Origin of the sequence: Streptomyces sp. 549 (assembly GCF_030124175.1) — a bacterium.
GTDB lineage: Bacteria > Actinomycetota > Actinomycetes > Streptomycetales > Streptomycetaceae > Streptomyces.
Genome location: NZ_JASKMT010000005.1, coordinates 70,504 through 91,061 on the forward strand (window position 1 = coordinate 70,504; position 20,558 = coordinate 91,061).

Below are 20,558 nucleotides of genomic sequence, written 5' to 3' on the forward strand. Positions count from 1 at the left end.
CGCCACGGCCGCGGCGCGGCCCACCCCCCGCAGGAGGCGCGCATGAGCACCACCGCCGCACTGCCCCTGGTCCTGACGGGCGCGCGCGGCCACGGCCGCTGGCACCTGGCCAACATCCGCCGCCTGCAGCGCGAGGGCGTGGTCACGCTCGCCGGGATCTGCGAGCTGACACCGCTCGACGCGGACGAGCTGGCCGGCTTCGACGGACCCGCGCCCGCCCAGTCCCCGGACTTCGGCTCGCTGCTGGAGGTCACCGGTGCCCGCGCGGCGATCGTCTGCACTCCGATCCAGACCCACACCGCGTTCGCGCTGACAGCGGCGGCCCAGGGTGTGCACCTGCTGCTGGAGAAGCCGCCCGCCGCGAACTGGGCCGGGTACCAGCAGCTCACCCAGGGCGTACGGGCCGCCGGTACCGCCTGCCAGATCGGCTTCCAGTCCATGGGCTCGCACGCCCTGCCCGCCATCGCGGAGCTCGTCCGCACAGGTGCCGTCGGCACGCTGCGCGGGGTCGGAGCGGCGGGCGCGTGGGTCCGCGACGAGGCGTACTACCGGCGTGCGCCCTGGGCCGGGCGGCGCCGCCTCGGGGACGCCGACGTGGTCGACGGGGTGCTCACCAACCCGCTCGCGCATGCCGTCGCCACCGCGCTCGCGCTCGCCGGGGCCTCCACCGCCGCCGACGTCGCGGACGTCGAGACCGAGCTGTTCCGCGCCCACGACATCGAGGCCGACGACACCTCCGCGGTGCGGATCACCACCACGGGCGGTCTGCCGGTCACCGCGGCGGTGACGCTCTGCGCCGAGCAGCCCGGCGAGCCGTACGTCATCGTGCACGGCGACCAGGGGCGGATCACCTTCTGGTACAAGCAGGACCGGATGCTCCTCCACCGCTCCGGGCACCCCCCGCAGGAGAGCCGGCACGGCCGCACCGACCTGCTGGAGAACCTGGCCGCGCACCTGCGGGACGGCACGCCGCTGCTCGCGCCCGCGGAGAGCACCGGCGCGTTCATGCGGGTCGTCGAGGCCGTGCGCACCGCGCCCGAGCCGGTCGCGCTGCCGTCCGGCGCCTGGCACTCCGCGCCGACCGACGACGGCGGCGGCGTGCGCCGGGTCGTGCACGGCATCGACGCAATGGTCGCCGCAGGCGCCGACTCGTTGTCGCTCTACTCCGAACTCGCCGCACCCTGGGCCGAGTCCACCGGGATGAGGCCGTCATGACCTCCGCCGCGCTGCACTGCGCGGGCCGTCCGGTGGCCCGCTACGGATACCGGTCCGACACCGACCGGCGCCCCTGCCTGCACCCGGTCAGCACGCTCGGCGGGAGGGCCGTCACCGAGGAGCGGCCCGCCGACCACGTGCACCACCTCGGTGCCGGCGTGGCCATCCCGGACGTGGACGGCTACAACTTCTGGGGTGGGCGCACGTTCGTGCGCGGCCAGGGCCCGACCGTGCTGGACAACCACGGCGTGCAGCGCCACCTGGGCTGGAAGCTCCGCGACCCGGACGGGTTCGTGGCGGAGCTGGGCTGGGAGGCCGACGGCGCCGAACTCCTTCGCGAGCACCGCACGGTGGCCGCCACCGCACTCACCGGCACGGCGTGGGCCGACACGGCCTGGGTGCTGGACCTGTCGTTCTCGTTCACCAGCCGCCGCGGCGCGGACGTCTCCTTCGGCAGTCCCGCCACCAACGGCCGCCCCGGCGCCGCCTACGGCGGCTTCTTCTGGCGCGCGCCGAAGGAGGCGGCACCGCCCGCCGTGTTCACCGCGACGCTGGAGGGCGAACAGGCGGTGCACGGTGAGGCCGCGGACTGGGTGGCGCTGACCGGGGACGGGTGGACGCTGGTCTTCGCCGGCGCGACCGCGGAGACGCGCCGCGACCCGTGGTTCGTGCGGACCACCGAGTACCCCGGCGTCGGCTCCTCCCTCGCGGCCGGGGAACGGCTGCTGCTGCCCGCCGGGCAGACCCTGGTGCGGCGGGTGGTCACCGTGGTGGCCGACGGCCGCCTGGACCGGGCCGACGCGGCGGCGCTCGTGCGCAGGGTGGTGACGGCGTGAGCAGGCCCTGGACCGCCGACCTCGGCGACGGCACGTACCGCAACCCGGTGCTGAACGCCGACTGGTCCGACCCGGACGTGGTCCGCGTCGGCGAGGACTTCTACCTGACCGCGTCCAGCTTCGGGCGGGTGCCTGGGCTGCCGCTGCTGCACTCGCGCGACCTGGTCAACTGGACCCTGGTCGGGCACGCCCTGGACCGCCCCGAACCGGCCGGCGACTTCGTCGTCCCGCAGCACGACCGCGGGGTGTGGGCGCCGTCGATCCGGCACCACGACGGACGGCTGTGGATCTTCTGGGGTGATCCCGACCGCGGCATCCAGCAGGTCAACGCCGAACGGGTGGAGGGCCCCTGGAGCGGGCCGCACCTGGTGAAGGCCGGCCGGGGGCTCATCGACCCGTGCCCGCTGTGGGACGAGCGGACCGGCGAGGCGTACCTGGTGCACGCCTGGGCGAAGTCCCGGTCGGGAGTGAAGAACCGCCTCACCGGCCACCGGATGAGCCCCGACGGCCGTGAACTGCTCGATGAGGGCAAGACCCTCGTCGACGGCGACCTGCTGCCCGGCTGGTTCACCCTGGAGGGCCCGAAGCTGTACCGGCACGACGGCTGGTTCTGGATCCTCGCTCCCGCCGGGGGTGTGGAGACCGGCTGGCAGGGCGCCTTCCGCTCGCGGGACTTCTTCGGCCCGTACCAGGAGCGGGTGGTGCTCGCCCAGGGGCGGACCGGCGTCAACGGTCCGCACCAGGGCGGCTGGGTCCGCACCGCCGCGGGCGAGGACTGGTTCGTGCACTTCCAGGCCCGCGGCCCGCACGGCAGGGTGGTGCACCTCCAGCCGATGCGCTGGACCGGCGAGGGCGACGGCGACAGCGACAGCGACAGCGACAGGAACGACGGCGTCGGCTGGCCGGTGATCGGCGACGGGGGCGAGCCCGTCGCCGTGCACCGCAAGCCCGCCGTGCCCCGGCAGCCGGTCACCGCGCCCGCCACCGACGACACCTTCCCCGGCGGGGGCTTCGGCCCGCAGTGGCAGTGGACGGCGGTGCCCGAACCCGGCTGGACGACCCGGCACGCCGGCGACGGCCTGCGTCTGACCTGCGTGCCCACGGCCTACGCGCACGACCTGCGGGCCCTGCCGCACGTACTGTCCCAGCGGCTCCCGGCGGAGGCCTTCACCGCCGAGGTCGACCTGGCCCTCGACGGCGGACCTCCGGGCGCCAAGGCGGGGCTGGCCGTGCTCGGGGACGCCTTCAGCTGGATCGGCCTGGAACGGGACGAGGACGGCGCGGTGCGCCTGGTGCACCGGTACGCGGAGGCTGTCGCCGAGCACGAGCGGGACGCGGCGCACTCCCGGGCCGCCCCAACCGGGCAGGCCCGGCTGCGGATCGAGGTCACCCCTGGGGTGCGCTGCCGCTTCCTGGCCGACACGCACGACGGGGCGGGCCCGGTGCCCTCGGGCCAGGTGTTCGCCGCCACCGCGTGGCGCTGGGTCGGCGCCCTGCTCGGCCTGTTCGCCACCGCACCGCCCGGCGGCCTTCCCACCGGAACCGCCCACTTCACCCGCTTCCGCGCCACCGGCTGACCCGCCGGCGGACCGGACCGCCCGCCCGGAGCACGAGGACGACCGGGCACGGCACCGACGAGCCCCTCACGGCCCGCACCCCCCGCAGCGCACACGAACCGACCGCATCCACAGAGAAGAGCCGACGATGAACATCTCCAGGACACTCCCGGGACGGGCCGCAGCAGCGGTGTCCCTGGCGACGGTGCTCGCCCTGACCGCCACCGCCTGCGGTGACGACGGCAGCGGCAGCGCCGGGGACGAGGGCAGCGGCAAGGGCGAGATCACCTTCTGGGACAACAACGGCGGCCCCCGCACCGCTGTGTGGAAGGAGATCATCCAGGACTTCGAGAAGCAGAACCCGGACATCAAGGTCAAGTACGTCCCGATCCCGATCGCCGACGTGCAGTCGAAGTACGACACGGCCATCGCGGGCGGCGGACTGCCCGACGTGGGCGGGGTCGGCACCGCGTACCTGTCGAACATGGTGGCCCAGGACGCGCTGGAGCCGGTCAGCGACCGGATCGCGGAGTCCTCGCTGGACGGCAAGCTCGTCGAGGCGATGGTGGACAGCGTCAAGGACGCGGGCGGCCGGGGCGGCGAGATGTTCACCGTGCCCACCTCCGCGAACAACGGCGTGCTGTGGTACCGCACCGACCTGTTCAAGGCCGCGAAGCTGGACGCCCCGACGACCTGGGCGCAGTTCTACGAGGCGGCCGGCAAGCTCACCGACGCCGGAAGCAACAAGTTCGGCTACACCATCCGCGGCGGCGCCGGTTCGATCGCGCAGGCCATCGACGCGGTGTACGGCCAGTCCGGCATCACCGAGTTCTGGGACGGTGACAAGACGACGCTCAACGACCCCAAGAACGTCGCCGCGCTGGAGAAGTACGCCGGGCTGTACAAGCGGACCACACCCGCCGCCGACGTCAACAACGACTTCACCAAGATGGTCGCCCAGTGGGACTCGGGCACCATCGGCATGCTGAGCCACAACCTCGGCTCCTACCAGGACCACCTGAAGGCGCTGGGTGAGGACAAGTTCGCCGGTATCCCCGCTCCGATCGGCGACGGCGGCACCCGCGTGCAGGTCTCCAACCCCGTGGACGGACTGGGCCTGTTCAAGTCCAGCAAGAACAAGACGGCGGCCTGGAAGTTCATCGAGTTCGCCGCGTCGCACAGGTCCAACAGCAAGTGGAACGAGTCCGCGGGCGCCATCCCGGCCAACACCGAGGCTGCGAAGGACCCCTGGATCAACGAGTCCGAGCCGACGGCGCTCGCCGCGAAGTCCCTCACCGACGGTTCGACCGAGATCGTGCAGCTGCCGTACTACCTGGCCGACTGGAACAACATCAGCAAGGCCGACAACGAGCCGGAGTTCCAGAAGCTGCTGCTCGGCAAGACCACCGCGAAGGCGTTCCTGGACAAGGTCGCCGGCGAGCTGAACGAGGCCCAGGCCGAGTGGAAGGAGCGGAACGGCAGCTGACGCACCCCTCCGGCGCCACCGCCGGGCACCAGGCCCTGGTGCCCGGCCCGCGCCCTCCTCCCCCACCCGTCGTCGGCCCCAGGCCGACCCACCCGAGAGGCAGTCCGCGTGTCCCTGACCCGACGACGACTGACCGCCGCGCTCGCCGCGCTGGCGCCGGTCCTGGCCGCCCGTCCCGCCGCCGCGCAGGAGCAGGGCTCCCGCCCGCTTCCGCGTACGCTGCACGTCGCGGGCGACTCCACAGCCGCGACCAAGACCGCGCGCGCCGCGCCCGAGACGGGTTGGGGCATGGCGCTGCCGTTCTTCCTCGGCCGCCGCCTCACCGTGGCCAACCACGCGGTGAACGGCCGCAGTTCCAAGAGCTTCATCGACGAGGGCCGGCTGGACGTCCTGCTGGAGGCGGTGCGCCCCGACGACCTCGTACTGATCCAGTTCGGGCACAACGACGCGAAGACCGACGACCCGACCCGCGGCACCGATCCGTTCACCACCTACCAGAAGTACCTCCGCCGGTACCTCGACGGCACGCGGGCCCGGCGGGCACGACCCGTACTCCTCACCTCCGTGGAGCGACGCCGGTTCGGGCCGGACGGCGCGGCCCGGCCCACCCACGGCGACTATCCGGCCGCCGTGCGCGAGCTGGCCCGCGCCGAGGGCGTGCCGCTGCTCGACCTCCAGGCGCTCTCGCTGGAGCGGTGGCAGGAGCTGGGTGAGCAGGGCAGCATCGCCTGCTTCCTCCACCTGGCCCCGGGTCAGTCGCCGAACCATCCCGACGGCGTGCAGGACAACACCCACTTCAGTCCGCGCGGAGCCGTCGAGGTGGCCCGGATGACCGCCCGCGCGCTGCGGGACAGCCGGGTACTGGCCGCGCGTGACCTGCGCCGGCTGGACGACCCGGTGGATCCGGGACGCATCACCTGGCCGCCGGACTGACCTGCTCCCCGTAGCCGAACCCCTCCGCCCCTCCCCTCCTCGACTGAGAAGGAACCGGTCAATGAACACTCGCAAGTGTCATGTACGTGCCATGAGCATGCTGTTGGGCGGCGCGCTCCTCGCGCTCACCCCCGGAGGCCCCGCCCAGGCGGCGTCCCCGGCCCAGACGTGGGAGCGGGCCGTGCTGCCCGCCGGGGACGGCTGGGCGTCCGCCGAGGGCTCCACCACCGGAGGCTCGGCCGCCGCACCCGAGCACGTGTACACGGTCACCAACCGCGCCGAACTGCTCGCCGCGTTCAAGGAGGCCGGGGACGCACCGAAGATCGTGCGCGTCGCGGGCACCGTGCACGGCAACGCCGACGCCCAGGGCAGGCCGCTCAGCTGCGAGGACTACCACACCGACGGCTACACGCTGGAGAAGTACCTCGCCGCCTACGACCCGGACACCTGGGGCCGCGAGGACCCGTCCGGGCCGATGGAGGACGCCCGCGTCGCCTCCGCCGCCAAGCAGAAGGCAGCCGTCAACGTCGCCGTCCCGTCCAACACCACGATCGTCGGCGTCGGCAAGGACGCCACCATCATCGGGGCCAGCCTCCAGGTCCGCGGCGTGTCCAACGTCATCATCCGCAACCTCAACTTCGAGGACACCTACGACTGCTTCCCGCAGTGGGACCCCACCGACGGTGCGAACGGCGCGTGGAACTCCGAGTACGACAACCTCGTCGTGTACGGCTCCCGCCACGTGTGGGTGGACCGCAACACCTTCAGCGACGGCGACCGGCTCGACGCGGACCAGCCGCGCTACTTCGGTGAGCTGTTCCAGCAGCACGACGGCCTGTTCGACATCGTGCGCGGCGCCGACCTGGTCACGGTGTCCTGGAACGTGTTCAAGGACCACGACAAGACGATGCTGATCGGCAACAGCGACGGCGCCGGGGCGACCGACCGCGGCAAGCTGCGCGTCACCCTGCACCACAACGTCTTCAAGGACCTCAACGAGCGTGCGCCGCGCGTCCGCTTCGGCCAGGTCGACTCCTACAACAACCACTTCGTCGCCACCGCCGGAAGCGTCTACGGCTACACCTACGGCATCGGTTTCGAGTCCCGCCTGGTCGCCGAGCACAACGCCTTCACCCTGGCCCGGGAGTTCGACCCGGCCCGCATCCTGAAGAAGTGGTCCGAGGCCCCGCTGACCGCCAGGAACAACCTCGTCAACGGCCGTACCACCGACCTGATCGCGGTGCACAACGCCGGTGTACCCGAGGAGCAGCTGACCGAGGGCGCCGGCTGGAAGCCGGTGCTGCGCACCCGGGTCGACAACCCGCGCGCCGTCCCCGCCCTGGTGAAGCGCCACGCCGGAGCAGGCCGGCTCCCCGGCTGCTGACCGCCCCCTCAGCACACGAACCCTCCCGGGCCCCTCCGGCCCGGGAGGGAGCGGCGCCCGCCGCGGGACCCCGCGCTGCGGCCCCTCAGGGGGCCGCGGCCCCCGGCCCGGTGCCGCGTGACCCAAGGAGTCCCCCATGTCCTCCTCCCCCAGCCGGCGCACCGCGCTGGCCCTCCTCGCCGCAGCGGGAGGCGCCCTGCTCGGCGCCACCCCGGCCCGTGCCTCGGCACCGGCGACCGCGCCCTTCGGGCGGTACGGTTCGCCGGCCCGCCGGCTGACGCCCCTGACCCGGTACGTCGACCCGCTGGGCCGCGGCGACCACGCCACGGTCCAGGCCGCCGTGGACGCCGCCACCGGCCCCGGCCACACCCTGGTCCTGGCCCCGGGCGTGCACCACGGCACGGTGCACGTCCCCGCCGACCGCACGGACCTCACCCTGCTCGGCGCGGGCGGCGACCCCCGGCGCACCGTGATCTCGCACGCACGGGCCGCCGGCACACCCCGCCCGGACGGCGGCACCTACGGCACCAGCGGATCGGCGACCGTGACACTCGCCGCCGCCGGGTTCACCGCCCGCGACGTGACCTTCGCCAACACCTGGCTGCGCGCGGACCATCCCGGCACCACCGGCACCCAGGCGGTGGCCGTGAAGGTGCAGGGCGACCGGTCGGCGTTCCACCGCTGCCGCTTCCTCGGCCACCAGGACACGCTCTACGCCGACTCGTCCTCCCTCGCAGCCGAGGCCCGCCAGTACTTCCTCGACTGCTACGTGGAGGGCGACGTCGACTTCGTCTTCGGGCGGGCCACAGCCGTCTGGGACCGCTGCCACTTCCACACCCTGGACCGCGGCGACCTGGCCGCCGCGCCCTACGGCTTCGTCTTCGCCCCCAGCACCGCACGGGCCCGCATCCACGGCTACCTGGCCACCGGGTGCCGGATCACCAGCGCCGCCCCGGACGGCCACTACAAGCTGGCCCGCCCCTGGGTGCCCTCCTCGGACCCGACGGCGTGGCCGGGCCTCGTCGTACGGGAGACCCACCTGGGTCCCGGTATCGACGCCGACGCGCCCTACGGCACCATGTCGGCCGGCCACCCCTGGCAGAAGCAGCGCTTCGCCGAGTACCGCAACACCGGCCCCGGTGCCCGGGTCCGCGTGCCGGAGAACCGTCCGCAGCTGAGTGCGGCGCAGGCCCGCCTGCACACACCGGACGCCTACCTGGGCGCCTGGCGGCCAGGCCGGAGCGACTGAGGCCACCGGCGTGCACCCGAACACCGCCTCCGAGCGGCACCCCGGCGACCGGGTGTGCCACACGACGCCCGGCACACTCCCTGCCCCGCCCCCTGGCGGGGCAGGGAGTGTGCCGGGCAGTGCCCGCGCGGCAGGTGCGGGGTCTTGCCAGCAGGGAGGGATCGCCGTGGACCGACGCGTCGACGACGTCAACCACGTAGGCCATGTAGACGAGGCCGCCGAGTTCCACGAGTTCTTCGAGCTCCACTACCGCGAACTGGCCCGGTTCGCGCGGCTGCTCACCGGTGAGGCGGACGCGGCGGACGACCTCGCTGCCGAGGCGCTGCTCGCGCTGTGGCACCGCTGGGACCGGGCCAGACGGGCCGACCGCCCGGTGGCGTACGCGCGCGGCGTGGTGGCGAACCTGGCCCGCTCCCGGGTTCGCAGCACCGTTCGCGAGCGCCGCCGGATCGCACTGTTCTGGCCGCCGTGCGACTCCGGCGACGGGGTCTGCGACGACGGACCGGACGTGCCCGCGGTGGTCGACGTACAGGGCGCGCTGCGCAGGCTGCCGTTCCGCAAACGCGCCTGCGTGGTGCTGCGGCACGCCTTCGACCTGTCCGAGCGGGACACCTCCCTGGTGCTGGGCATCTCCGTCGGCACGGTCAAGAGCCAGACCTCCCGCGGCGTCGCGGAGCTGCAGCGGCTGCTCGACCCCCAGGAGGCGTCCGCCGCATGTGTGCCCGCGCCGCTGGTGCAGTTCGCCGCCGTGCGGCCCCCGGTGCGCCCGGTGGCGCGTTCGGCGGTGCACCCACGGCTTGTTGTGGCGGCCCGACCGGAAATAGAGTCGAGTCGTTCTCCTCACTGAACAATGTTCGTAATCTCGAACGATCTGTGGTGCGTGTGTGCCACAAGAAAGGACCCACCGTGGCAGCAGCACCGGTCTGGAGCGTCGATCCGCGAACGGGCAGGCAGCGCGAGCAGGTGGCGGTGGAGGCCACCGCAGAGGAGGTGGACGGCGCGGTACGGGCCGCCCACGCGGCCCGCGGCGCGCTCGCCGACCGCACGGTGCGGGCCGCGTACCTGCGCGCGGCAGCCGACCTGCTGACCGAGTCCGGTGAGCGGGTCGTCGAGGCGGCGGACGCCGAGACAGTCCTGGGCCCCACCCGGCTCGCCGGTGAACTCGCCCGCACCACAGCCCAGTTGCGGGCGTTCGCGGACGCGGTGGACGCCGGGGAGTTCCTCGACGTCCGCATCGACCACGCGGACGACGGCCGGACCCCGCCCTGGCCCGACCTGCGGCGCTACAAGATCCCTCTCGGCGTGGTGGCCGTCTACGCGGCGAGCAACTTCCCGCTCGCCTTCTCCGTACCCGGCGGGGACACCGCCAGCGCGCTCGCCGCCGGCTGCCCGGTCGTGGTGAAGGCCCACCCCGCCCACCCGGCGACGTCCGAGGTGTGCGCGTCGGTGCTGCGCCGGGCCGCGGCGCAGGTCGGCCTGCCCGAGGACGTGCTGGTGCTGGTGCACGGCTTCGACGCCGGTGTCGAGCTGGTCCGGCACCCGCTGGTCGCCGCCGCCGGTTTCACCGGCTCGGTGCGCGGCGGCCGTGCCCTGTTCGACGCCGCCGCCGCACGTCCCGTCCCCATCCCCTTCCACGGCGAACTCGGCTCGCTGAACCCGGTGGTGGTCACCGAGGCGGCAGCCGCCGAGCGGGCCGAGCAGATCGGCGCCGGCCTGGCCGGCTCGATGACGCTCGGCGCGGGGCAGTTCTGCACCAAGCCGGGCTTCGTCCTGGTCCCGGCGGGTGGCGACGGGGACCGGCTGCTGAAGGCGCTCACCGAGGGCACCAGCCACACGGAGGCGGCGAGCATGCTCGACCTGCGGATGCGGGAGGCGTTCGTCGCAGGCGTTCAGGAGCGGGCCGCGCTTCCCGACGTGGAGACGCCGGTGACGGCGGGCGCGGGCGGCGAGCACACCGTCTCGGCGGGCTACCTCACCGTGCCGGCCGCCCGGCTCACCGCCGAGGGCCCGCACGACCAACTGCTGGAGGAGTGCTTCGGGCCGGTCACCGTGGTGGCCCGCTACACCTCCCGGGAGGAGGTGACCGCCGTGCTGTCGCGCCTGCCCGGCAACCTCACCGCGACGCTCCACACCGCCGAGGCCGACCGGGACGGGGACGCGGCCGGACTGCTCGACGCGCTCGTCCCGCTGGCAGGCCGCGTCCTGGTCGACGGCTGGCCGACCGGCGTCGCGGTGGCTCCCGCCCAGCACCACGGCGGGCCCTACCCGGCCACGACCTCCACGTCGACCTCCGTCGGCATCACCGCCGTCGAGCGGTGGCTGCGGCCGGTGAGCTACCAGTCGGTGCCGGACGCCCTGCTGCCGCCGGAGCTGCGGGAGGACAACCCCCTCGGGCTGCCGCGCCGCGTCGACGGGCGGCTCGTCTGACCCCTCGGGAGCGCTCCAGCCCGGCCGTCCCCGAAGTCGTCCGTACGCCGGCTGACGCCGTCCGCCCGTCCGCCCCGGTTCGCCGGGTCGGACGGGCGGACGGCGTTTGCGGTGGCGACCGCGCCCAGGCCGCGTCACGCGGCTTCGGGCGCCGGCAAGCGACGTCAGGCGTCGTCGGGGTCGGCGCGGTCCAGGGCGGGGCGCGGGACCGGGCCGGCGCGCAGCAGGTCGTCGGCGGCCGCGGTGTCGGTGACCAGGCTGGTCACCAGCCCGGAGCGCAGCACCGCACCGATCGCGTCGGCCTTGCGGCGGCCACCGGCGATGGCGACCACCTCGGGGATGCGGCGGAGCCGGTCGGCCTCCACGGTGATGCAGCGTTCGCCCAGGTCGCGGCCGATGCGGCGGCCGTGGGCGTCGAACAGGTGGGCTGACATCTCGGCGGCGGCACCGAGCGAGGCGTAGTGCGCCCGCTCGGAGTCGCTGAGCATGTCGTGGACCGTGGAGACGCCCGGCTCCCAGGAACCGATGGACACGGCCGCGACGGTCACCTTGTCGAAGTACTCGAAGGCCGCGGCGATGCCGGTCTGGCTGCGCAGCGCGGCGGCCGTGGCCGGGTCGGGCAGCAGCATCGGCGCGTAGATGGGGTGCGCCACTCCCCCGGCGACCTCCGCGGCCCGCCGGACCGCCTCGACCGAACCGCGGTCGGCCGTGCCCGCGTCGTACACGCCGGTGAGCTGCACGACCGTGCACGGCGGCAGACGGCGCAACGCGGTCGCCATGTGGATCGTCGAGCGGCCCCAGGCCAGGCCCAGCACGTCCCCCTCGGTGACGAGTTCACCCAGCAGGTCGGCCGCCACCTCGCCCAGGTTCTCCGGGTCGGCGGCGTCCTCCGTCGCGTCGGCGGGCGACTCCACCACCACGGCGTGCCGCAGCCCGTAGCGGGCGCGCAGCGCGTCTGAGCGTTCGGCGTCCAGCTCGGCGGGCACGCGGATCTCGATGCGCACCAGGTCCCGCTCCAGGGCCGTCTCCAGCACCCGGGCCACCTTGAAGCGGCTGACTCCGAACTCGTCCGCGATCTGGATCTTGGACTTGCCCTCCAGGTAGAACCTGCGGGCCATGGCCGCGGCCTGCATCAGTTCGGCGGGCCCCATCCTTGTCGCTGCCCGACCCGTCGACACCGCAACTCACCTCAGCCTTCCGCCCCGCAGGCGCGTCCACGCCCGGGGTTCATCCTCGCAGATCCTCCGCGACCTTGATCCGTTTCCTGCATGGCACAGGTACTCCCGGGCGGCCATCCGGGTAGCGCTCTCAGCGGGTGCCCGCCCGGGCGGCGGCGTCGGACGCCTGGTGGCGGAGGGCGCGCACGGCCGCCGCGGGGTCGTCCGTGCCGTACACCGCGGAGCCGGCGACGAACACGTCGGCGCCGGCCTCGGCGCAGCGCTCGATGGTCTCCGCGGAGACGCCGCCGTCCACCTGGAGCCACATCTGGAGCCCGTGCCGGTCGATCAGCTGCCGGGTGCGGCGGATCTTCGGCAGCATGATGTCCAGGAACGCCTGCCCGCCGAAGCCCGGCTCGACCGTCATCACCAGCAGCATGTCCAGCTCGGGCAGCAGGTCCTCGTACGGCTCGATCGGCGTGGCGGGCTTGAGCGCCATCGAGGCGCGCGCGCCCTTGGCCCGGATCTCGCGGGCCAGCCGCACGGGGGCGGCGGCGGCCTCGGCGTGGAAGGTGACGGAACCCGCCCCGGCCTCCACGAACTGCGGCGCCCAGCGGTCCGGCTCCTCGATCATGAGGTGGCAGTCCAGCGGGGTGCCGGTGGCCTTGCTCAGCGCTTCGACGACGGGCACCCCGAGCGTCAGGTTGGGCACGAAGTGGTTGTCCATCACGTCGACGTGGAGCCAGTCGGCGCCGTCCGCGCCTCCGACGCGCTCGGCCTCCTCGGCCAGACGGGCAAAATCGGCGGACAGGATGCTCGGGCTGATCTGAACCATGCCCCCAGTATGTCGCCCGCCACACCGCACGCCGCAGCCGGTCCTGCCCACCCGGCGGAAACCGGTCGGCAGCGGGTCGGCAGCGGGCGGGTGGCTGTCACGGCGGGCGGCGGGCACGGCGGGCGGCGGGCCGGATGGCCGCGTCCCGGGCAGCTGGCCGCGCGCAGCGGGCCGGGGACGCGGCGGCGGGCTCAGCCGGTTCGGCGGAGCAGCGCCAGATACATGGCGTCGGTGCCGTGCACGTGCGGCCAGAGCTGGACGTCGGGGCCCTCGCCCAGTTCGGGCACGCCCGCCATCAGCGGGCGGGCGTCGATCCACTCGGTCGCCACCCGCTTGCGCACGTCGTCGACGACCGCCCGGGTCTCGGCGAGGTGCGGGGAGCAGGTCGCGTAGCCGACCACACCGCCGACCCGGACCGCGCGCAGCGCCTCCTCCAGCAGTCCGCGCTGGAGCGGCGCGAAGCCGTCCAGGTCGGCGGGACGGCGGCGCCAGCGTGCCTCCGGGCGGCGGCGCAGCGCGCCCAGGCCGGTGCAGGGCACGTCGACCAGGACCCGGTCGAAGGTGCCGGGGCGCCACGGCGGCCGGGTGCCGTCGGCGGCCACCACCTGGTAGGGGCCGGGGTTGCCGGCGAGGGCCCTGGCCACCAGACGGGCCCGGTGCGGCTGCTTCTCGGCAGCCAGCAGCGAGGCGCCGCGCCCGGCGGCGAAGGCGCCGAGCAGCGCGGCCTTGCCGCCGGGACCGGCGCAGCCGTCCAGCCAGCGCGCGTCAGGTCCGTCCAGCGGGGCGTGCGCCAACGCGGTGGCCACCAGCTGGCTGCCCTCGTCCTGCACGCCCGCGCGGCCCTCGCGCACGGCCTCCACCGCGCCCGGCTCACCGCCCTCGGCGAGCCGCACCGCGTACGGCGACCAGCGGCCGGGAACCGCGTCGCCGGTCAGCAGTTCCTCGGCGGTCGAGCGGCCGGGGCGGGCCACCAGCGTCACAGCCGGGCGCTCGTTGTCGGCCTCCAGCAGCGCCTCGATGCCGGCCCGCCCGCCGCCCAGCGCGTCCCACAGCGCGGAGACCACCCAGCGGGGGTGCGAGTGCACCACCGCGAGGTGCTCCTCGGGGTCTTCGTCATAGGGCGGGGCGACGATGTCCAGCCAGCCGTCCAGGTCGTGCGCGGTGAGGCGGCGCAGCACGGCGTTGACGAACCGGGCACGGCCGTCGCCCAGCACGCAGCGGGCCAGCTCGACGCTGGCGCTCACCGCGGCGTGCTGCGGGATGCGGGTGCCGAGCAGCTGGTGCGCGCCGAGGGCGAGCACGTCGAGCACCGGCGGGTCCACCTCGCGCAGCGGCCGGTCCACACAGCGGGCGATGATCGCGTCGTAGGTGCCCTGGCGCCGCAGGGTGCCGTAGACCAGCTCGGTGGCGAGCGCCGCGTCCCTGGTGTCGAAGTCCCCTGCCTCGCGGGCTGCGCGCAGCAGCGGGGGCAGCACGAGGTTGGCGTAGGCGTCGCGTTCGTCGACCGCCCGCAGCGCCTCGAAGGCGAGGATGCGTACCGGGTCGCGGACGGGGCGGCGGTAGGGCTTGGCGGGACGCTTGCCGGGCTTGCGGCGGGCCTGGTCGGTCACAGGGAAGGTGCTCCGGAGATGGGACGGCAAAGCTCCAGCCTACGCGCCGAGCCGTTCGCCCTCCGTCACCCGCACCCCGCGGGCCCAGTCGGCGGCCTTCATGGGCTTCTTGCCCTGCGGCTGCACCCAGACCAGCTCCAGCGCGTGCGAACCGGTGCCGACGTGGACGGAGTTCTTGCCCGCGGCGATCTCGCCGGGGGCGAGCCCCGCGCGGTCGGGGGCGGGGGTGGCCTGGACGAGCTTGAGCCGGTCGCCGCGGAAGAGCGTCCACGCACCGGGGTTGGGGGCGCAGCCGCGCACCACCCGGTCGACGCGCAGGGCCGGGGCGGACCAGTCGACGCGGGCGTCCTCGACGGTGATCTTCGGGGCGTGGCTGACGCCCTCAGCCGCCTGCGGGACCGGGGTGAGCGAGCCGTCCTCGATGCCGTCCATGGTGGCGGCGAGCAGGCCGGCGCCGGCGAAGGCCAGCCGGGTGAGCAGGTCGCCGCTGGTGTCGGTGGGGCGGACCTCCTCGGTCACCACGCCGTAGACGGGCCCGGTGTCGAGGCCCTCCTCGATCTGGAAGGTCGCGGCGCCGGTCAGCTCGTCCCCGGCGAGCAGGGCGTGCTGCACGGGGGCGGCGCCGCGCCAGGCGGGCAGCAGGGAGAAGTGCAGGTTGACCCAGCCGTGGGCGGGTACGGCGAGCGCGGCGGCCGGCAGCAGGGCGCCGTAGGCGACCACCGGGCAGCAGTCGGGGGCGATCTGCCGCAGCCGGGTGAGGAAGTCCTCGTCGCGGGGCCTGGCCGGCTTGAGGACCTCGATGCCCGCTTCCTCCGCGCGCTGCGCGACGGGCGAGGCGACCAGCCGCCTGCCGCGTCCGGCGGGCGCGTCGGGGCGGGTGACGACGGCGGCGACCTCGTGGCGCTCGGAGGCGATCAGGGCGTCCAGGGCGGGCACGGCGACCTCGGGGGTGCCGGCGAAGACGAGCTTCATCGGGGTGGGACTACCTCTCCAGGGCTGCACGGGGCTGACGGTGCAGTCTACGGTCCGTCACCGCCCGGCGCCTTTGGGGGCGTACAGGGCTCTGCGCGCTCCCTTCGCACCGGCCGCACGCCCCCGGGCCGTGACCAGAGCGCCCGTTGCCGCGTTGGTCAAGGGGACTTGACCGCCCCCGAGAAGTCGACCCACCGAAGGGGCCGCCGCGCGCGGCTTCCGCCCGTTCACTCCACGCCGGTCCGAGAGGCTTGTTCATGGCCGACCACGCCACCCACGACGCCCAGGCACGAGCCAGCCTGCACCTGCTGGTGCGGGACATCGAGCGGGTCCGCCGGCAGGTGGACGCGCTGCGCACCCTCACCGCACAGCTGGGCAACGTCTACCGACCGCGCCGTACCGGCCCCTCGGCGGGTTTTGTCGTCTACGGGCGGGCGCCCGCCCCCACGGTGCGACTCGCCCAGGAGCTGCGGGACAGCGTGGAGACGCTGGTCACCTCGGCGGTCGAGTTCGACCGCTCGCTGGGCTTCTCCTGGGACGCGGTCGGTTCCGCGCTGGGCGTCACCAAGCAGGCCGTGCACCGCAGGTACGGCTCCCGCCGGGCCGCCGAGCGGGCCGCCGGCCCGGCGCTCGCCGCGCCCGGGAACCCGGATGCGGCGGCACCGGCGCAGGAGACGCCCGCGCTGCCCGCCACACCCACCGTGCCGGCCGCCCGCAGCGTCCAGAACCGCCCGGCCGCAAGCGGCGGCGAGAACCGCTCGGGCATGCTGCCCGGCCCGCGCAGCAGCGGCTGAGTCGCCGCCCGGGCGCCGGTGCCCGCCGCGAGCCGGGCCGCGCGAACCGAGCTGCGCCACCCGCCCGGCCAGCTGCCGCCCGGCCCGACCCCCGCTCCGCCGCTCCCCGCCACGCTCAGCCGATCTCCGCCGGATCGACACGCACCCGTACGGGCGGCCCGTCCCGGCGGGTCAGCCGGGCCGCCTGTGCGGACTTCAGCGACGCGGCCAGGGCGGCCCCGCTGCCCGGCGGTACCCGCACCAGAGCCCGTTCCCACGCCTCCCCCGGCGGTGGGTCGCCGACTCGGCGCGGGCGCCCCGACGGGACGGTCGGAAGCGGCGTCGGCCCCATCACCTCCGCCTCGGCCGGCAACCCGGCCGAGGCGAGGAACGTCCCCACCTGATCCTGCGGGCCGCTGACCGACGCCATCCGGGACACCGGCGGGTACCGCAGCTCCGCCCGGTCGGCCAGCTCCCGCGCGGCGTGCCCTTCCGGGTCCCACCGCACCAGGCCCTGCACCGGCCGCAGAGTCGGCTCGGCCAGCACCACGACGGTGCCGCCCTCCCCCTGCGGACGCACCAGCGCCGCCGCGTTCAGCCAGCGGCGCAGCGTCTCCTCCCCGGCCCGCAGGTCCGGGCGGCCCAGCAGCGCCCAGCCGTCCAGCAGCAGCGCGGCAGCGTAGCCGGAGCCCTCCGCCACCGGCTCCGCACCGGGCGTGCTGACCACAAGTGCGGGGCGGTCGGGCACCGTGTCCAGCACGTGGTCCCGGCCCGAGGTGCGCACCGGCACGGCCGGAAAGGCCCGGCCCAGTTCCTCCGCGGTCCGGCGCGCACCGACCACGGCGGCCCGCAGACGACGGCCGCCGCACACCGCGCAGTACCACTCCGGTGAGCCCCGGCCGCACCAGCCGCAGCGCAGCACCTCCCCCGCGCCAACCGACTCCAGCGGGCCCCGGCACGCGCCGCAGCGGGCGGGCTCCCGGCAGTCCTCGCAGTTCAGCCGGGGGGCGTAGCCCCGTCGTGGGACCTGCACCAGCACCGGCCCGGCCGCCAGCGCCTCCCGGGCGACGGTCCAGGCGAGGCTGGGCAGCCGGGCGGTGCGGGCCGCCGGGTCGCGTTCCTCGTCCCGGTCACCGACCGTGCGCACCAGCGGTGCGTGGACGCGCAGTTCCGCACGGTCAGCGGCCAGCGGACGCGCCCAGCCGGTCTCGACGAGCTGCGCCGCCTCCACCGTGCGGGAGTGCCCGCCGAGCAGGAACGCGGTGCCCTCGTGGGCGGCCCGCAGCAGCAGGACCTCCCGGGCGTGCGGCTGCGGCGCGTGGTCGTCCGCGTGGGCGGCATCGGCGTCGTCCCAGATCACCGCGAGGCCCAGGTCGCGCACAGGCGCGAACATCGCGGCCCGGGTACCGATCACCACCCGCACCCGGCCCCGGCTGACCGCGAGCCAGCGGCGGTAGCGGGCCTCGGGCCCCGAGTCTGCCGTCAGCAGCACATGCCGCCCGGAGCCGGCGAGTGCGGTGAAGGCCGCGTCGACCCGGGCGGCGGCCCGGCCGTCCGGCAGCACCGCCAGTGCGCCCCGGCCGCCCGCCAGGGTCGCGGCCAGGGCCGCGGCCACCTCCTGCGGCCACCCCGGGCCGGGCAGTGCCGTCCACACCGCCCGTGGCGTGCCACCCTCGGCCAGGGCGCGGAGGAACCCCGGCCCCTGCGGGTAGCGGGACCAGCCGCCCGGCTCCGGCGCGGGCGGCGGGGCCTGCGGCGGCCCCGGGTCGGGGCTGCGTTCGGCGCGTGCCATCCGGGGCGGCACGGCGAGCTGCACCACGTCGGCCAGCGCGCCCGCGTACCGGTCGGCGACGGCACGGCACAGGTGCAGCAGGTCCGGGGTGAGCACCGGCTCGGGCGACAACACCTGGGCCAGCGGGGCGAGCACGCCGGGGAAGTCGCTGTCCGCCCGGCGTTCCACCACGTAGCCGTTGATGAGCCGCCCGCCCTCGCGCCGCCCGTCGCGTTCGCCCGCGCCGAACCGGACGCGGACGCGGACGCCCGGCTGGGCCTCGGCGTCCATCGCCGCCGGGACGGCGTAGTCGAAGTAGCGGTCCAGGTGGACCAGTCCCTTGTCGACCAGCACCCGGGCCACCGGCAGTTCCCCGGCGAGTTCGGCGTTGCGCCAGGTCCGGGGCCTGGCCCGGGGGGCGGGGGCTCGCTTGCGGACGGCGTCGCGGATGAGCGCGAGCTGCTCGGGAGGGGCTGCCCCCGGGCCGTCCGTACGGGCGTCGTCGCTGCTCACAGCTCCAGTCTTAGCAGACGGCGCGGACACCGCAGTGCCTGCGGCGGCCCGGTGGTGCGGCGCGGGTACAGGACGGGCCCCGGCACCGTGCGGGACACTGTTGGCGAATCCGGCCCGTCGAGTTCTACTCGGCGGGCCGGAGGGCTGCCAGGTGGGATGTGCGCGTGCGGGCTCGCGGGACCTCGGTCCACCATGCGTTGAGGCGGTGGAAGTTCATCGCGGTGGCCGTGAGCTGATGCTGCAACCGGGCCTTGGCGAGGCCGTGATAGCGGCATCGTCGCAGGCCAAAGGCTCGGACGCCTTGCGAGATCGTGCCCTCGACACCGGCCCGATGCGCGTATTGCTCCTTCCACTCCCGGGCGTCCTCCCGGGCGCGCGCCTGCTGGATCACCTCCTGCTCGGAGCGCGGCCGGAGGGTGATGTGACGGCCCCTGTCCGCCTTGGTGTCGGTCCGGGTGCACTGTGCCCGGACCTCGCAGGGGCGGCAGGTGGCCAGTGGGAAACGTACTCTCACCACGGCTGCTCCCTGCTGGGAACGGTCTTCCCTCCACTGATCGGTGCTTCTCCCGTTGGGACAGGTCACCCGGCGGTTGTCCCAGTCGATGGCGAAGTCGGCTTGGGAGAAACCGCCGCCGTCTTTCGCCTGCCAGCTGGTGGAGGCGAGGATCGGGCCCATCAGGTCGACCTTGTGATCCCGGCGGGCGGTGACCACTTCCCGGGCGGTCGCGTAGCCCGCGTCGACCAGGTGGCGTTCGGGCAGGAGGTCGCGCTCGGCAAGGTGAGCGTGGATCGGGGCGACCAGCCGCACGTCCTGGACGGTGGAGTCGGTCGTGGCGACGTGTGTGATCAGGTTCGGGCTCTCTGGCTCGCAGGTCTCGGTGAGGTGAACCTTGTAGCCGTCCCAGAAGATGCCGCGCTTCACGCTTCCCCGCGCGTCAGTGTCGTAGGGGGTGACCAGCCGCTCCGCGCCCGGCGGGCGGTCCTTGAGATCCCGGCGGCGGACCTGCCCGTCGTCGACGAGGTACTGCTGGATCCACATCTGCCGCAGCGTCCTCACTCGGTCGAGCAGTCGCAGGGACACGGGGGCGTCCGGCCGGTGAACGGCCTCCAGGAGCATCAGCCCGTCGGCGCCGATCCGCTCGATCAGCTCGGTCTGCTTGGCCTTCCCTTTGGGCAGCCGGGAGTCCTCGAACCGGATCGCGTACCGGTCGAACCACTCCGGCGGCGCCCATCCGGCCAACCATTCCGGCTCGTGGGCGGCGACGCTGTTCAACGCGGCCCGCAACGTTTCACCGAGCCGCACCAGCCCGTTGATCTGCCGGGCAGCGGACAGCACGATCGTGGAGTCCGTGCGAGCACGGCCACCGGCCTTGAGTAGGCCGGCCTTCACGGCGGCCTCAAGAACCCGGTCCAGGAGCCCAATCCCGGCGTCTCCCGCGATCAGCCGGTCCCTGAACTCGGTGAGTACCGAGTGGTCGAACCCCGGATCGGCCAGCTCCAGCCCCAGCAGATACTTCCAGTCCAGCCGCCCACGCACCGCGTCCGCGGCCTGCCGGTCCGAGAGGCCCTCGGCGAACTGCATGACCGACACCAGCGCCAGCCGGCCCGGCGACCATGCCGGCTTTCCCCTGCTCGGATACAGCCCAGCGAAGTCCGCGTCCGAGAACAGCTCGCCCAGCTCGTCACGGATCCGCATCGCCAGGCTGCCCTTCGGGAACGCAGCCCTCGCCACCCGGGCCGTCTCCTCAGGAACCCCGCCGACCTTCCTCGCGTGCAACGACACCGACACCCTCCCCAAACACAACGTCAGCCTTCACGACCACAACGGGTCATGAAGGCCG

General features: G+C 74.6%; 16 protein-coding genes. 10 read left to right on the plus strand and 6 right to left on the minus strand.

The features are described 5' to 3' along the window. Window positions 1–42: 42 nt before the first annotated feature. From QNO07_RS07985 to QNO07_RS08025, 9 genes are all read left to right on the plus strand, one after another. Window positions 43–1,215 (plus strand): Gfo/Idh/MocA family protein, encoded by a 1,173-nt coding sequence (locus QNO07_RS07985; protein WP_283990968.1) that lies wholly within the window; start codon window positions 43–45, stop codon window positions 1,213–1,215. Then, window positions 1,212–2,051 (plus strand): DUF6807 domain-containing protein, encoded by an 840-nt coding sequence (locus tag QNO07_RS07990; RefSeq protein ID WP_283990969.1) that lies wholly within the window; start codon window positions 1,212–1,214, stop codon window positions 2,049–2,051. Before QNO07_RS07985 ends, QNO07_RS07990 begins: the two co-directional genes overlap by 4 nt. Next, window positions 2,048–3,628 (plus strand): glycoside hydrolase family 43 protein, encoded by a 1,581-nt coding sequence (locus QNO07_RS07995; protein WP_283990970.1) that lies wholly within the window; start codon window positions 2,048–2,050, stop codon window positions 3,626–3,628. Before QNO07_RS07990 ends, QNO07_RS07995 begins: the two co-directional genes overlap by 4 nt. Window positions 3,629–3,755: 127 nt before the next feature. Beyond that, entirely contained in the window at window positions 3,756–5,093 is a 1,338-nt protein-coding gene (locus QNO07_RS08000) for an ABC transporter substrate-binding protein (RefSeq protein ID WP_283990971.1), read from the plus strand. A gap of 108 nt (window positions 5,094–5,201) precedes the next feature. Continuing rightward, entirely contained in the window at window positions 5,202–6,026 is an 825-nt protein-coding gene (locus QNO07_RS08005) for a rhamnogalacturonan acetylesterase (protein ID WP_283990972.1), read from the plus strand. A 61-nt stretch (window positions 6,027–6,087) separates the two neighbouring features. Further along, complete coding sequence (locus QNO07_RS08010) at window positions 6,088–7,410, plus strand: pectate lyase family protein (RefSeq protein ID WP_283990973.1); 1,323 nt, start codon at window positions 6,088–6,090, stop codon at window positions 7,408–7,410. A 136-nt stretch (window positions 7,411–7,546) separates the two neighbouring features. Beyond that, complete coding sequence (locus QNO07_RS08015; RefSeq protein ID WP_283990974.1) at window positions 7,547–8,659, plus strand: pectinesterase family protein; 1,113 nt, start codon at window positions 7,547–7,549, stop codon at window positions 8,657–8,659. Between the two features lie 166 nt (window positions 8,660–8,825). Further along, window positions 8,826–9,506, plus strand: coding sequence for a SigE family RNA polymerase sigma factor (locus tag QNO07_RS08020; RefSeq protein WP_283990975.1), 681 nt, complete (start codon window positions 8,826–8,828; stop codon window positions 9,504–9,506). Window positions 9,507–9,565: 59 nt separating this feature from the next. Next, entirely contained in the window at window positions 9,566–11,086 is a 1,521-nt protein-coding gene (locus QNO07_RS08025; protein ID WP_283990976.1) for an aldehyde dehydrogenase (NADP(+)), read from the plus strand. Between the two features lie 164 nt (window positions 11,087–11,250). Here the strand turns inward: QNO07_RS08025 and QNO07_RS08030 are convergent, their stop codons facing one another. From QNO07_RS08030 to fmt, 4 genes are all read right to left on the minus strand, one after another. After that, window positions 11,251–12,237 (minus strand): sugar-binding transcriptional regulator, encoded by a 987-nt coding sequence (locus QNO07_RS08030; RefSeq protein ID WP_283990977.1) that lies wholly within the window; start codon window positions 12,235–12,237, stop codon window positions 11,251–11,253. 157 nt (window positions 12,238–12,394) lie between these two features. Continuing rightward, complete coding sequence (rpe, locus tag QNO07_RS08035; RefSeq protein WP_283990978.1) at window positions 12,395–13,078, minus strand: ribulose-phosphate 3-epimerase; 684 nt, start codon at window positions 13,076–13,078, stop codon at window positions 12,395–12,397. A 191-nt stretch (window positions 13,079–13,269) separates the two neighbouring features. Continuing rightward, on the minus strand, window positions 13,270–14,688 hold the full coding sequence (locus QNO07_RS08040; RefSeq protein ID WP_283990979.1) for an RsmB/NOP family class I SAM-dependent RNA methyltransferase: 1,419 nt from the start codon (window positions 14,686–14,688) through the stop codon (window positions 13,270–13,272). A gap of 39 nt (window positions 14,689–14,727) precedes the next feature. Next, window positions 14,728–15,660: a methionyl-tRNA formyltransferase gene (fmt, locus tag QNO07_RS08045; RefSeq protein WP_283990980.1), complete on the minus strand. Its 933-nt coding sequence runs from the start codon at window positions 15,658–15,660 to the stop codon at window positions 14,728–14,730. A gap of 257 nt (window positions 15,661–15,917) precedes the next feature. On the opposite strand from fmt, the gene QNO07_RS08050 reads away from it, so the two are divergent. Next, the gene (locus QNO07_RS08050; RefSeq protein ID WP_283990981.1) at window positions 15,918–16,454 is read left to right on the plus strand and encodes a hypothetical protein; all 537 of its coding nucleotides are present in this window, start codon (window positions 15,918–15,920) and stop codon (window positions 16,452–16,454) included. A 115-nt stretch (window positions 16,455–16,569) separates the two neighbouring features. On the opposite strand, the gene QNO07_RS08055 is transcribed toward QNO07_RS08050, so the two are convergent. Together QNO07_RS08055 and QNO07_RS08060 are read right to left on the minus strand one after the other, a co-directional pair. After that, window positions 16,570–18,717 (minus strand): primosomal protein N', encoded by a 2,148-nt coding sequence (locus tag QNO07_RS08055; RefSeq protein ID WP_283990982.1) that lies wholly within the window; start codon window positions 18,715–18,717, stop codon window positions 16,570–16,572. Between the two features lie 124 nt (window positions 18,718–18,841). Then, the gene (locus QNO07_RS08060; protein ID WP_283990983.1) at window positions 18,842–20,500 is read right to left on the minus strand and encodes an IS1182 family transposase; all 1,659 of its coding nucleotides are present in this window, start codon (window positions 20,498–20,500) and stop codon (window positions 18,842–18,844) included. Between the last annotated feature and the right edge of the window lie 58 nt (window positions 20,501–20,558).